Below are 14,312 nucleotides of genomic sequence, written 5' to 3' on the forward strand. Positions count from 1 at the left end.
CATATACTTTATATATAATAATATTTAATTAATGAGAAAATCAAGTCTATAAGAGTAGGCGGTAAGTTCTACAAGACCATGATTCTTTTCCAGCTCGGCCACCATCTATTTGAAATCAACTAAAAACAAGCAACAGCTCCATATCATCATTCGATAGGAGCTGCTGCTTGTTTTCAACGTTGTAAAAATATTATTATGGAGCTTTTCCCTCTACTACTCTCCAGCCTCGTTTTTTCAACCATTCCTTGCACAGCAATGTCCACGTTCCGACACTTGCATCGTTCTCGGCTAATCCCATACCGTGCGGACCACTCTCGAACATATGCAGTTCACAAGGAACATAATGCCTATTTAATGCCTGTGCAAAGAGAAGGCTGTTCTCCACCGAAACGGCCTCATCATCTGCCGTATGCCACAGAAAAACAGGTGGTGTATCCGCCGTTACTTGCAGCTCATTGGATAAGTCACGTCTTTGCTCCTCAGAAGAAAATTCCCCAAGCAAATTGACCATGGAATGATGATGACGGAACTCTCCAAAACTGATAACGGGATAACATAAGATAAGCAAGTCAGGACGACTGCTTTCCCTCTCAATTGGATCAAGATCCCCCATTCGCCCTCTGTCGTAATGTGTTCCAACTGTGGACACAAGATGACCGCCTGCGGAAAAACCTATCACACCTACTCGTTCCGCATCAATATTCCAGTCTTTTGCATGATGACGTACATAACGGATGGCACGCTGAGCGTCAAGCATTGGAACAGGATGCTTGTAAGGCGCCAACCGATACTTCAGCACGAAAGCAGAAATGCCTATCCTGTTAAACCAGTGGGCGATCGGCTCACCTTCATGATCTGCCAGCATGCCATAGGCACCGCCTGGACATACAATAATAGCTGCTGTAGGAACAGCACTTTCAACCAAATAAGGAGTTAATGTTGGGTCTCCTTGCGGTTCTCCACTAATAATATGAGGTGCACCTTTTGGCCAAATCACTGTCGGAGTTGTCATTTGTTTAGCCTCCAAGCTGTTATAGGTATGTCAACACTTACTCTATTCTAGAATGAAGCCTTTAAAGTCCACCTTCAATGACGCCCCTGTAAACACTTCCAGGTTATACAACCCTTGGTCCAACTGATCGATGATTGTTTCAGAGCCAGTTAACCTTAGAGGAACTCCATTTATTTTCACATAGGTATCCGGCGAGCTCCCCCTAAAAGCCTTCAACGTCAGCTTCCGCTTGGCGTTAACAAAAACCGATGCAGACATGATAATCATGTCCCCCATATCTGCCTTCGTATAGTCAACGTAAACTTTGAAACAATCCGTCAGCACCTTCGGCATGGACAACCAGTCATCTGGTACACTGTCCTTAATTTTTTGACTCGAATAATCAATTTTGGTATAGCCATCTACGACGATTGTACGAGGGGATAGGCAGGAGAAGAGTACTTCTGCTTCATACTGATGTCCAATGTCTCCAAAGTGCAGTCGATCTGAAATAATCCGTTGCGTACTGATAGAGGAATATTGTAAAAACAACTCCGTATACTTGTTCATGTCAATGAGCTGAAGAGCGTACTCTTCTGCAAGTTCTCTTTTGACCTCATTAGCTATACAAGCGATATGTTCACTCGTTCTCATCTTGTAATCTTCTGCATATTCGGTCTTTACCCCGGGTTCGACAATCGCTTGGGTCGTCAGTAGAAACGGCTGAATATTTTTTGAGTAGCACCAATTAATAATCTGCTTGATCGAAGCTTTGAATCCGTCCCGATAAGCTTTTTCATTTTTGTAGAGAAGCCGATCGTTAATACCGAAGCCGATTCCGATCATTTGTACGTCATGATAGTCGGATGCTGCTCCGAACTGCATCTCTAGAATGGTTACCGCCCAACTTGCATTCGTACCGCTAAATCCCGAATTATAAATACGTAAAATATTATTATGTGCAGCTTGCCTAAGCAACTCCTCCAGCTTCTTCGAGAAAGTGTTCGGTGATGTGCTGTCCAAACCAATCGTATTGGCAACCCAACCCGACGTATTCGCACCGTCCACAGTACTATCTCCGAAGAAAGCAATCGGGAACTTGCTGCCTTGCAGCCATTCCGTCCAAGCATCGCTGAATGTGAATATTTTGGGCGGTATCCTTGTGGCATTTGTTTTATTGAATGAATTTGTGTTCAAAACTTTCCCCCCTAAAATACGCTACAAACAATAGTAAAATGTAGGATTAGGATTCACCCGCTTAGCTTAACTAAATAACTGATCGGATCATGTGGGCGGCAGGAGCCTTTGAACGATCCTCCACAAGAGATACAGTTTCTTCTTCGGCAGCTTGGGGCACATTCAATAAAACGATGGGAATTAGACCCTTCGTAGGCCGTCCAGCCGATGTGATCTCGACGATCAGATCATATCGCGGCTCCTTTAATGCATTAGGCGTCAACTCAAAGAAAAGCTCATTATAGCCAACATTGCAGTGATACTGCTCAAGCGGTACGCTAATATTCGGTCCTGGAGACACGGTCCAACCCTCCGGCAAATGCCATTTGACGTTTAACCACTGCTGTATAAACAGTTGGTTGTCCAAGACAAGGCGGAACCTTTTTGGCTGAGCCTCCGATACAAAAGGTTCATTCCGATAATCCAAATAGACCGAAAAGATTTGAAAGTCGTAATGGACCATAAATGGGCTTTGCTTGAACAAATCGGAGGTTTCACGATAAACCCAGCAGTTTACTCTTTTCGGATGATTATATAAATCCTTATCTTCTTTAGTCTCGATTGTATATCCGCGTTCCGCATTTACATAGTCACAATACTCGCTTCCAAGAAAAATCGGTGTCAGCTTTAAGATGCGATCCGTAAGTTCCGTCACCGTCTTCGGGATCTTTAAGCCTTGATCTCCCAGATTGATGCATAAGGTTTTGATCTCGTCCCCAATAGGCTCCAGCCATTCCGACGGCACACGCTCAGGCTCGCCAATAATCCCCATAATGGCGCCAAGTGTTGCCGCTGTACAATCGGTATCTTCACCGCAATTATTCGCGATACAAATGCTTTTGCCAAAGTCGCCTTCTCCGTAAAGCCAGCCGATGATAGTAATTCCAACGTTGCTTGGCGCATCCCAGCCCATTTCCCCGACAGGAACTTCATCCGTCAACAGTTCCGGAGTCATCCCGATAATACCGAAGCTGCCAGGCAGCTCAGTCAGCACACGAATTCGAGCTTCCTGCCAGCTCATACCCGAACGATAACATTCTATAACTGTCCGAACCGCTTTTGCAGATCCGCAATCATCTGGAAGGTATGAAAGTCCGATGTCGATTAACTTATACGTATCGCTCTCTACGAAAGCGGCGCTTTGGATGGCTGCGAAGAATACTTCCGCATAGACACCCTCATGACTGTGATCAACAACCGCATCTTCAAAAGCATATTTCACAGCGATATCCGGATGGCCGGGTGCGAGACATGCCCATATCTCCGAGCGAATAAAAGCCCCATTGCTGTCACGGAATTTATTGTTTACATAACCGGATAACGGCGGCACGATTCCCATCCGCATATTGTTTTTCCCTGCACCGTATTCGGCCCAGTTAGGAACGATATAAGACAGCCAATATTCGCCCAATATTCGTGAATTAATCATTTTCCCGTGTTTCTCTGCTGCATTTAACCACACCAATTGCAAATCCAAATCATCGTTAGGAAGGACTCCTTGCGTCAGATCATGGGTGTAATAAGTGACATTAAGCACCCCGCGTTTGCATTCAAATGGCGCTCCGAGCGTCCCTCCGACGTTTTTCCCGATCCAACATCCGCGCACTTTGTTCTTATACTGGTCTAATGAAATTTTCATCGTTGCACCTCTTATTCTCATAGTGGTTACATCAATGAGTTTATCAACGAAACAGTACGAGAAACATCGACATTGTTAAGGTTTAAAAATAAATAATGTTAAAAAAAACCGTTCCATTTCATCGATTCTATCGGTTCATATTCGTATGTTCGCAGTGTTGTCAGAGGTACCATAATCTCCTATAATTAATTGATCATATTGAATAGGTACGGGAGGGATTTCATGTCTTTTTTTACGATGTCGAGGCTCGCGAGCCTTGATGTGAGATGGGCTGGCATACAACAAGGCAATGATAACCTCTATATGATGGAGCATTCCAATCCTTTTTTTGAACTGATGGTCGTTGCCGAAGGACCCATTTATCTGCAAGTGGAATCCGAACAGCTGGAGCTGAACTCCGGAGATATCTTCATTTTAAAACCGTGGGAGCGGCATTACAGCTGGAAAAAAACGAACCCCAAAGTCAATTTCTTCTGGGTTCAATTTTCCTGCACGCCTTCTCTGAAGGAAGTCGGAGACTTGGCATCTGGCATCGATTATTCGCTGCTGGAGCACCAGGATCTACGTACCTTTGAATATGAGCATGTCGATGAATTGATCCTGCCTAGGCATTTTCAATTCCCTCGTCCTTATGAACTTCTTTCCCAATTCGAAAAGCTGCTGGAGACCTTCTCAAAACCAGAAGTATACTTTCGTTTTCGCTCAACGCTGCAATTTGCGCAAATCTTGGAATCCATTGCTTTATCTATTTTAGTCGAATCCAAAAATCAGCGTTACATTCCCGAATCATTTGTTATTTATCGGAAATTGGTTCGTCTATTAGATGAAGCATACACCGACAACCTGTCAAAAGAAGAAATAGAACGCAGCATGGATCGTACGTATGAATATTTGTGTCAAATCTTTAAGAAATATTCAGGTACAAACATCATCAAATATACGAACATGTTAAAAATTCAAAAAGCAAAGTTTTTATTAAAAAGTACAAATCGATCGGTACAAGAAATCTCTCAAGATGTCGGAATCTCAGACACCTTTTATTTCAGTAAATTATTTAAACAATATGAGAAAATCAGCCCTACCGCTTTCCGTGAACGCATGCATCCTTCCTGATAGCAAACACAAAAAAACCTGCCCATAACAGGCAGGTCAGCAGCTTATTTTCCGTTTTTTTGATGCTATTTAAATTTTATATCCGAATACTTCCCCTTAAATTCGATAAACTGTTTCATGTTAGTAGAAGACAATAACGTATTGTTTATTTTAAAACGGTTAAATACGATCCCGCTCACATTATGGCTGTCGTCAACGCCGCTAATAAGAGATTTTCGTGGAAGCTTGCCGCGGTAGATAATGTTGTTAAAGGAGACGTTGCTCACAGAACCAGGCGCAATTCCAGCAGCCATCTCATCTGTCTTGATTTGAAAAAGCATAGAGTCCCCCGGAGCTTCGAACTCATCGATATGAATATTTTTAAAGGCAATATTGCTTATCTTGTTCCCTCCTGTTGCCCAAATTTGAATCGCACCATTATATTTATTCAGATCCCATACGCCTCGTTGATTCAAAATATAGATATTCTCAAAGTTAACCTTATCGATCGTCGCATTTGGCGTATCTCCCAAGCCTAGCAAAATAGGACGAGCATTATCTGCCCAGAATATAGAATCCTTCACCGTTATATTTGAACTCTCACCATAATGATAAATGACAAAATTATCGTCCGTCGTTCTTATGAAGACGCCTGAAACCTGCGCATTTTTGCTGCCTGAGAGGTGAATGCCATCAGCATTAACCATCGAACCGAAAAAATTTATGTTTTTGATCGACGTTTGATCCGTAAAGTTCATAACGACTGACCACATCGGATAATCGATCAGTGTAATGCCTTCTACCTTTGAATTAGCGCTTCTCGTAATCCATATCGCCCCGCTTCGTCCCTCAGCGTAATTTCTAGGCCGCAAAAGATCACCACCGTACATGATACCTCGGCCTTTAATTGTAATGTTGCTCAGATCATCTGCAGAAATTGACCCTTTGACAAGCGAGCCTGGTGCCAAATAAACAGTCGTATCGCTCTGACTGATATAAAACGCTTCTCCTGCATGCCAATTGCCATAACCAGTAGACGACATATAATGAGTAGAATCATTGCCGTCAGTCATATTGGAGTAACTGGGGAATGCCCCATTTACCGCTTTGCACTTTGCAATATTTGTAGAATCGTCTCCCTTTTTATAAAGCTTAAATTCGCTTGCCAATGATGTCATTACATAATGACTTGATCCGGTATTACCTAGTAGGACAAGCTTTACATATCTCGCGTTCACGCTGCTCAATAAATCGGTGACTGTTCCTTCCTTATTATTCTCATACCCATCGTATACTTTTACATACGGGTCGTCTTTTCTCTCCTTGGCCTCAATCACAAATCGTTGGGGTCCTTTTGCAAACCACTGGGAGTCGGTTAGCTGCTGCACCAAATCAAATTTTTCCAGTTGAACGGTTTCCTCGAGATCAAGCTCAACCCACATCCCTTTTGGCAGCTCGTGCTCGCCCGGCTTAAAATAATACGTATCTTTTCCCGTTGGCAAATAAAGCGGGATCGGGTCGCCAGGATTTATGACATAAACGTTTGCGGCATTCTGTGAAGGCGCATCATTCTCAGGCGTGTTTGAAAGGATGTGCAAATTGCCCTCACTCCAGCTGCCATTCACCATAATGGTGGGCTTTAATGGAGCTTTATTATTTTGCGTGAGCGAAAAGATTAATGTATTTCCTTCTGTTTTTTTAGCATTTATTCCATAAGCCGAAGGGCGTATTTCATAATCTTTGATTTTATCCGTGTTATAAGTTACCTTAAACTCAACTGTACCTGTAAAGTCTACGTTAACCATAGCTGCATCCGTAGGTACATCTTGCTCCTTCTGCTCACCGTTCTTTACGTTATAAACATAAAGCTCCTTCCACGTTTTCTTGCCATTCTCTCTTATCCAAACCGAAAAGCTCTTGTTTTTTTGCTGCCAATCAGGCGTTTCCCAAGTAACGATTTTGGAAGAGATCTGCTTATTTTCCTGACTCACAGCATGCGCCTCCCCAACATTCAAAAAGGTTGCCATCAAAAGCAACACAAGTAATAGCTTCATCTTCATCACAAACCATTCCTCCCGATATGAAGTCATAATAATTCTTGAATCTATCCTTTCACGCTGCCCAGCACGATGCCCTTCATGAAATACTTTTGCAAAAACGGATACAGAACAAGCACAGGCAGTGCTGCTAGAAAAATTTGAGAAGCTTTGGTTGTACGGTCGGATACCTCAGCTAACGCCTTCATATCTTCCGCTGTCAGGTTTCCCCCTGCGGTAAACAACTCCGTGCTTACAACAAGTGTCTGCAGATACGTTTGCAACGGATAATTCGTAGGAGAGTTCATATAGATCAGTCCATCAAACCAGGCATTCCACTGGCCTACGCATGTAAACAACAAAATTGTCGCCAGTGCAGGAATCGAGATGGGAACCATCATTTTCCAGAGCAGTTGCCACTCTGTACATCCATCAACAAGTGCAGCTTCCTGAATTTCTTTTGGTGTACCGCGAAAGAAATTCAGCAGCAGCACGATGTTGAACACCGCCACAGCGCCTGGAAGTACAAGTGCCCAGATCGTATCAAGCATATGGTAATTTCGAATGACCATGTAGGTTGGGATTAATCCCCCGCTAAACAAAATGGTTACAAAGAAAAACCAAACATAGAAGGTTCGCATCGGAAAGTCCGTCCGTTCCTTCGACAACGGATACGCGGAAATAACAACCACCAATAAACTGATAATCGTACCAAGGACAACCCGCACAATCGAAACAAAAAGCGACTGTAAAAATTCCGGTTTGGACAGTGCGTACTTATAGGAGCTCAGCGTAAAATCAACTGGCCACAGCTTGACCGCCCCTGCCGTCGCCGCCGAGCTTGAGCTAAACGACAGAGCTAATATATTAATTAGAGGAAGCAAACAAACAACAGCTAACGTAATAAGGAAAACATTATTGCAGATAAGAAAAACTTTCCGTCCCAGTGAATCATTGATGTCCATAACGGTCTCTCCTTTCCTTAAAAAATACGGTATCCAGCTATACGATAAGCCAGCCAGTACGAGGCTCCTACAAAAATCAAAGAGACCACAGATTTGAATAAGCCGACAGCTGTCGCAACCGCATATTGAGCATCGATAAGACCTAGTCGATAAACAAAAGTGTCTAGAATATCTCCCGTACGATAGACAAGCGGGTTATACAAATTGAATACTTGGTCGAAGCCTGCATTCAGTACGCCCCCAAGCCCGATTGTCGCGAGCAGCACGATGATGGGAAGCATGCCTGGCAATGTCACATGAATCGTTTGTTTCCATCTGCCTGCCCCATCCATAATGGCGGCTTCGTATAATGTAGGATTAATGCTTGTAAGCGCAGCGAGATAAACAATCGTGCCAAATCCAAATTCCTTCCATACATCCGTGACAACGAGCACATAAGGAAACAGCTTATCATTGCCAAGAAAAAATAGCGGTTCCATTCCAAACCAGCTAATCACTTCATTCAGTAGTCCCTGTGATGGTGAGAGAATATCGATCAGAATGCCGCCAAGAATGACCCACGATAGGAAATGCGGCAAATAAATAAGTGTCTGCACCGATCTCTTGATCGATGATTTCCGCACTTCATTAAGCAGCAATGCCGTCACAATAGGGGCAATTTGACCGAAGATGATTTTCAGAAAAGCAATAAAAATGGTGTTCCATAACACTTGGCCAATCCCAGGCATTTGGAGCATAAACTCGAAATTGTTCCAACCCACCCATTTGGAATCGAAGAAGCCTTTAGCAGGAATGAAATTCTGGAAGGCAATGACGATTCCTGCCATAGGGATATAATGAAACATGATTAACAATAGAATTCCGGGCACCAGCATAAGATGCAGAGGTAGATGCTTCTTCCAAGATCGTCTTCTTTTGACGGTCGCCGCTTGCAACATGATCATTCCTTTCTAAGCTGATAGAGTAAGAAAGGAAGCAAGCCATTCGAGCTGCTTCCTCTCCATTCTCAGGTTATTGTTTAGCCTTATACCATTCGTTTACTTCAGCCGTAATTGCATCTCCGCCAAATTTCTTCCAATCCGCTACAAACTTATCGAACTCGCTTACATCCGATTGCCCCATAATAATTTTCGTGAACACTTCCAGCTTCATCTTATCCAGTGTGCTTTTCTTGGCTGTCATCGTTGGCGTGCTTGGTCCCGAATATTCATCAACCAGATACTTGTTATCCTTCACATAGTCGCTGACTACATTCATACCGCCTCCTGGTCCAGCCCATTTATAGGAAGACCAGGCCTGCCCTTCCTCGTTGCTGTCTATAAATTTCCCCGATAACCACAACTGGTAGAGGTCATAATGATGCTTTACATCGGCAATCGGATTATCTACATACTTCCCTGCATCAACCGATTCCTGAACACCTCGGTGAATATTTATCAGCTCCAGTGGATCACTTATGATAACAGCTGCAAATGCCGCAACATTAATTTCCTTGTTTTCTCCCCCGTACCAATAGGCGTCCAGACGTCCTTCCGGACCATATTGCTTCTCTACTGCAAAATTAAGCAGCTTTACGAGCGCTTCCGGATGCTCGAACCCTTTGCGAACGACATAATAATTCCCAACCGGAATGCCGCCTGAGGTACTTGCTGGCTGGTCGTCAAAGGAAATGAGTGGATACGGCTTCCAATCCGACTTTTCCTTCTTATAATGATCCGTCAAAGGCCACCACACGGCACCCTCGCCTGAGTAGAACATGCCCGTTTTGTTACCGGCAATTAATTCGTATGCTTTAGCCTGATCCTTGACCGCAAATTCTGGATCGATCAGACCTGCTTTGAACAGATCCTGCAGCTTCTGCAGCGCAGGCTTGAGCCCTGGTTGTATATCTCCGTAGACGAGCTGTCCAGAATCATCTTTGACCCAGCGGCCTGGATAGGCATGGAAGCTCTCGAAGAAGCCCATTAAGGAATTCAAATCCTTATTGATTCCACCCAGCCCTATCGTGTCCTTCTGGTTGTTGCCATCAGGATCTTGACTCGCAAACGCCTCGGCGATGCGATATACGTCCTCCAAAGATTTGGGCTCAGGCAAATTAAGCTTCTTCAGCCAATCTTGTCTAATCCATAACATCTGCGCACCGGTACCTGTGAAGGTAACACCAGGCAGCGCAAGCAATTTGCCTTCGAAGGTGGAGGCCTTCATTCCGTTGCCTCCATCATTACTTATGACTTGCTTGGTTTTCTCCGAAGCATATTTCTCGAATACTTCCGTCATGTCCTCGACCATATCGGCATCGACAAGGCGCTTCAGCTCATTAGCTGACACCGTCAAAATATCAGGAATATCACCAGATGCGATGGTCACATTCATTTTTTGCTGCCACTGTGTCTGTGGAACGCTCCACTTATTGATCAGCTTAATACCCAGCTCCTCTTCATAACTGCGATACCAAATATTGTTGTCTATGCTGTCGCCCTTCTCGAACTTGATCGACGGCGGCAGCGATCTTACGGTTGTCACCTCAATTGCAGGCTCATATTTGCCCAGCGGAACACCATCGGCTGGTTTGTCTGTCGAATTCGCTGCGCCCTTGCTGTCGCCTGTGTTTGCAGTGTTTTCTTGCTTACCCTTGTTTCCACTCGCTCCGTTATTCGTAGTGCTGCATGCTGATGTTAAGAGAAGCATGACTGCTGTAGCGAGAATTAAATATCGCTTAAAGCTTTTGTGTTGCATGTTCAATCCCCCTTTTGTTGTAAACGCTGTCACTTGCATGAATAAAGTATAAGCCCGCTACATCGACTTACGTAACAGGCCATTTCTTTACTTCTGCTTATCTATTTTTTACCTATGTGCAAAAATTTGCCGAGCAAGCCCATCCATCATCGTTCTTCAAGCGATCGATAATCCTGTGGGGTATAACCGCTTGCTTTCTTGAAGAATCGTGTAAAATGGGGCGGTGAAATAAAGCCAAGCGCGGCACTTATTTCATGAATTTTCAGATCTGGTTGAAGCAGCATCCGCATCGCTTCTTTCAGCTTAGCCTCATGGATATAAGTGAGCACGTTTGTACCCGTCACCTTTTTGAATGCTCTGGATAAATAAGACGGATTCCATTGTACAATCTCAGATAAACGCACCAAAGAGAGATCCTCTCCTAGGTGATCGTGAATATAGCTCTTCACAAGATCAATGGTCCGGTCGCGGCGTTCAGCCTGGTCCTGCTGCTGCATCTCAAAAATCGTCATGGCAAGTCGATAATAATAATCCATATATGATGACAGATTAACTTGATCAGCTGCCGGCTGCATTAATACCGACAAATCAATGCGTACCGATAGGCGCTCCTGCAAATTAAAACGATGAATATGGCGCAGGAAAACAAGCGATAGCGCAGAGTAAACCGATTCCATTCTCATAGGCTCAGCTTTGAAGCGATCCCAGGCGGAATCGAACGCTTCGGCTTGGCCGTTTGCTAAATATTCGCCAAACAAATCCGTTTTGCGCAGCATCTTCGCAAGGTAAAGCTCGGTCTCGCCGAATTCAACTTGAACAACACCGTTTCGATCACCGGATTGACGATGATACTCATGCTCCAGCATCGCCCATCGGTCGGCAATGTCATCCCACTCGCAAGGAGACCTGTCCAGCAGAAAAAATAGTGAAATATGGAAAGATTGCTGAAAAGCAGCCTCTGCATTCTCCGCATATTCCCGAACCGCTAGTCGAGTGTCGCTCCACAAAGCAGATTGTTCAATCGGTTCGCTTAGATGACTGGATGCCGGTTGGATGAACCAGGCCATTGTTTCCTTGTCCACAAATATATACTTCATATACAGATGGGAATAACCATACTGCTCCTCGATTACCTTCATCCCTGCATGCAGCTGCGCTTTTCCAGCCTGCCGTGATCCAGAATCCAATCCGATCAGTTTAGCCATCATAAGGAGAACTGGACGCTTCGGATCGAGCGGAATACCCAGCTCCTCGAATTGATTGCACCTGCTGCGCCTATCAAATGATTCATCATAGAGCAGTTCGCTTAACAGCTCGTTTTGAAGCAGCGGCAGCGTTTGCTCCATCTGCTGCATCGCTTTGCCCATAAGACCTTCAATCTGCTGTTCTCCGGCGATATTCTCTGCCAGCTTGCCAATCGTATCCAAAATTTTCTCATGGCCTTCCGTCTTCAGAAGATAGCTGGTATTGTCATAATGGATAGCCTCGTATACATAATCGAATTCGCTATGCCCGGTCAAAAAAACAACTTTGCATCTAGGCCATAACCTGCGAATATGCTTGTGAAGCTCCAGACCGCTTAGAACAGGCATCCGAATATCGGTCATTACGATGTCAAATCTTCCCCTCCTTAACCATTCGAGAGCGCTCTTTCCAGAATAAGCCTTATACAGTTCGAACTCGATCGGAAAACGTTCCTGCAGAAGTGTATAGAGGCCGTCCGCAATATCGGGCTCGTCATCAACAATTAACAATCTAAGCATACGCCTTGTCCTCCTTCCATATGGTCAAACGAACTTCTAATCCTCCAAGACGGCTGCGCTCGACAACGATTCCGCCTCGCTCCCCGTATTTCATCCGCAACCTTCGGTGTATGTTTAGCAGGCCAGTCGTTTCAATCGTACTTTCATCCGTCCTCAGCAGCTTCTCTAGCGTCTCCAGCCGTTCCTGATCCAATAATAGGCCATTGTCTTCCACACGAATCAACAAACATTCCTCTGCTTCTTCGAAAGTGATAGACAGAAGTCCGCCTTCCTCCACATGATCAAATACATGCTCGAAAGCGTTTTCGATTAAGGGCTGAAGAATAAGGCGCGGTACCTTAACCTCAAGGTAAGCGGTTGGAACTTCGCCGCACTTGGCCTTCATCCGCAGACGAAAGCGCCTGCCCTGAATTTCAGCATAAATTGTAGCATGCTTGGCCTCCTCGAAAAGCGGTACTTCATCTGAGGAATTGCGGGTAATGTACTGTAAATAGCTGCCCATCTGTGAAGCGAACTGCTTGGCACTGTCATGATCTTCCACCGCAATCATATTATAGAGCGTGAAATAGCTGTTATATAGAAAATGCGGGTTAATTTGTGATTGTAGATGCTTTAGCTCAGCTCGTTGAACTAATATTTTGTGCGTATATACTTGTTCAATCAAATCCCGCATATAACGGGACATTTTATTAAAGCCTTGGAGTAAATATCCGAACTCGCTGCGGCTGTTCTCGGTAATCGTTACGTCCAATTCGCCCTTCTCCATCTTCCTAAATGCACGCAGAAGCGCCAGCAGCGGCCGATGGATCATACGGTACAAGGAAAGACACAAAACAATAATAAAGAAGAGGAATACGGCAATTAACACCCAGAACAGCTGCTGGTATCGATGTAAGTTATTGAACAAATGTTTCTCAGGAACAAAATGAATGAGCGAGAACCCGAGAAGCTCAGAGAACCGAGAGGATACGAGCACTCTATCATCTCCCTCGCCGACACTCCTAATATTCTCGTATTCATTCGGTGCACCCGATTTATATTGATCGATGTACTGATCCAAATAGGGATTCTCATAATGATGAGTGCGAATAATAAAATCGCCATTCGGATCGCTTAGAACGGAGCCGCTATTCTCGCTGCTCTCTAAAGAGGAAAGTGATTTGCTTAGTTCATGTGGTGAGAGCTCCACAATAATGGAATACATCGCATTTTCCGCTTCGTACAAACCACGCACCTCGTGAACAAGTACAATATACGGAATATGATTGAGGAAATAAATCGCTTTTCCCGGACTCTTTCTAGCCAGCTCACTAGTAGCATTAAATTGTTCATGCATCATCGCGCCCGTTCCCTGCATAGCGGATATCGTACGGTTAAGGGAAGGAATATGTACGGACACATCCGATATATAGACGCTGCTGTTTTTTAGTGCAAACAGCCTGTCCTGTACCATTAATATGGCTTGGCTTTTGTCATATTGATTCATGTAGTCTGGAATAACCGCCAGCTTGTTCAGCGATTCGTCATTAATTAATTCAAACTGCAGCAGTTGAATCCGTTCGACTTCCTTCTCCATCGCACGTATATTCGCATCAACCCTCGACTCCATCGAGTTGGATATTTCCCTTCGCAGCAGCTCCCTGCCTCCAGAATAAAAGTTGTTCCCGATCAAGATAATCGGTATCAGCAACAAAGCCAGCAATAACGCGAAGCGAAGCAACAGTGAGCTCTTTATTCTGCTAAACCCTGTACGGATAAGTACCGCCTCCATTTTTGCTAAGATTGCCATGAAGCAGCAGCTTAGATTCGTTTTTTTGTTTCCACTTGCAAATGATACGGCTTCACCGTATACAC

General features: G+C 44.4%; 10 protein-coding genes. 1 reads left to right on the top strand and 9 read right to left on the bottom strand.

The features are described from left to right. Positions 1 to 193: 193 nt before the first annotated feature. From ACIFSR_RS29075 to ACIFSR_RS29085, 3 genes are all read right to left on the bottom strand, one after another. Positions 194 to 1,012 carry an alpha/beta hydrolase gene (locus ACIFSR_RS29075; RefSeq protein ID WP_430061883.1) on the bottom strand — a complete coding sequence of 273 codons (819 nt, stop codon included), beginning with the start codon at positions 1,010 to 1,012 and terminating at the stop codon, positions 194 to 196. A gap of 42 nt (positions 1,013 to 1,054) precedes the next feature. Beyond that, entirely contained in the window at positions 1,055 to 2,188 is a 1,134-nt protein-coding gene (locus tag ACIFSR_RS29080; protein WP_430061886.1) for an SGNH/GDSL hydrolase family protein, read from the bottom strand. Positions 2,189 to 2,258: 70 nt separating this feature from the next. Then, positions 2,259 to 3,866 carry an ADP-ribosylglycohydrolase family protein gene (locus ACIFSR_RS29085; protein ID WP_430061889.1) on the bottom strand — a complete coding sequence of 536 codons (1,608 nt, stop codon included), beginning with the start codon at positions 3,864 to 3,866 and terminating at the stop codon, positions 2,259 to 2,261. 222 nt (positions 3,867 to 4,088) lie between these two features. Between ACIFSR_RS29085 and ACIFSR_RS29090 the strand changes: the two genes are divergently transcribed. Continuing rightward, a complete protein-coding gene (locus tag ACIFSR_RS29090; protein ID WP_430061892.1) occupies positions 4,089 to 4,979 on the top strand; it encodes an AraC family transcriptional regulator in 891 nt (296 codons plus the stop codon). A gap of 65 nt (positions 4,980 to 5,044) precedes the next feature. Here the strand turns inward: ACIFSR_RS29090 and ACIFSR_RS29095 are convergent, their stop codons facing one another. The 6 genes from ACIFSR_RS29095 to ACIFSR_RS29120 form a co-directional block, all read right to left on the bottom strand. Continuing rightward, positions 5,045 to 7,018, bottom strand: a complete 1,974-nt coding sequence (locus ACIFSR_RS29095) for a glycosyl hydrolase family 28 protein (protein WP_430063171.1) — start codon at positions 7,016 to 7,018, stop codon at positions 5,045 to 5,047. A 44-nt stretch (positions 7,019 to 7,062) separates the two neighbouring features. After that, entirely contained in the window at positions 7,063 to 7,959 is an 897-nt protein-coding gene (locus tag ACIFSR_RS29100) for a carbohydrate ABC transporter permease (RefSeq protein ID WP_339208431.1), read from the bottom strand. Positions 7,960 to 7,976: 17 nt separating this feature from the next. Next, positions 7,977 to 8,897 carry an ABC transporter permease gene (locus ACIFSR_RS29105; RefSeq protein WP_430061895.1) on the bottom strand — a complete coding sequence of 307 codons (921 nt, stop codon included), beginning with the start codon at positions 8,895 to 8,897 and terminating at the stop codon, positions 7,977 to 7,979. A 73-nt stretch (positions 8,898 to 8,970) separates the two neighbouring features. After that, positions 8,971 to 10,695: an extracellular solute-binding protein gene (locus ACIFSR_RS29110; protein ID WP_430061898.1), complete on the bottom strand. Its 1,725-nt coding sequence runs from the start codon at positions 10,693 to 10,695 to the stop codon at positions 8,971 to 8,973. Positions 10,696 to 10,841: 146 nt separating this feature from the next. Beyond that, positions 10,842 to 12,458 carry a response regulator transcription factor gene (locus tag ACIFSR_RS29115; protein WP_430061901.1) on the bottom strand — a complete coding sequence of 539 codons (1,617 nt, stop codon included), beginning with the start codon at positions 12,456 to 12,458 and terminating at the stop codon, positions 10,842 to 10,844. Then, on the bottom strand, positions 12,451 to 14,247 hold the full coding sequence (locus tag ACIFSR_RS29120; RefSeq protein WP_430061904.1) for a sensor histidine kinase: 1,797 nt from the start codon (positions 14,245 to 14,247) through the stop codon (positions 12,451 to 12,453). The genes ACIFSR_RS29115 and ACIFSR_RS29120 overlap by 8 nt, the downstream gene beginning before the upstream one ends. Between the last annotated feature and the right edge of the window lie 65 nt (positions 14,248 to 14,312).

It is taken from the genome of Paenibacillus sp. NRS-1760 (genome assembly GCF_050467785.1).
Taxonomy (GTDB): Bacteria; Bacillota; Bacilli; order Paenibacillales; family Paenibacillaceae; genus Pristimantibacillus.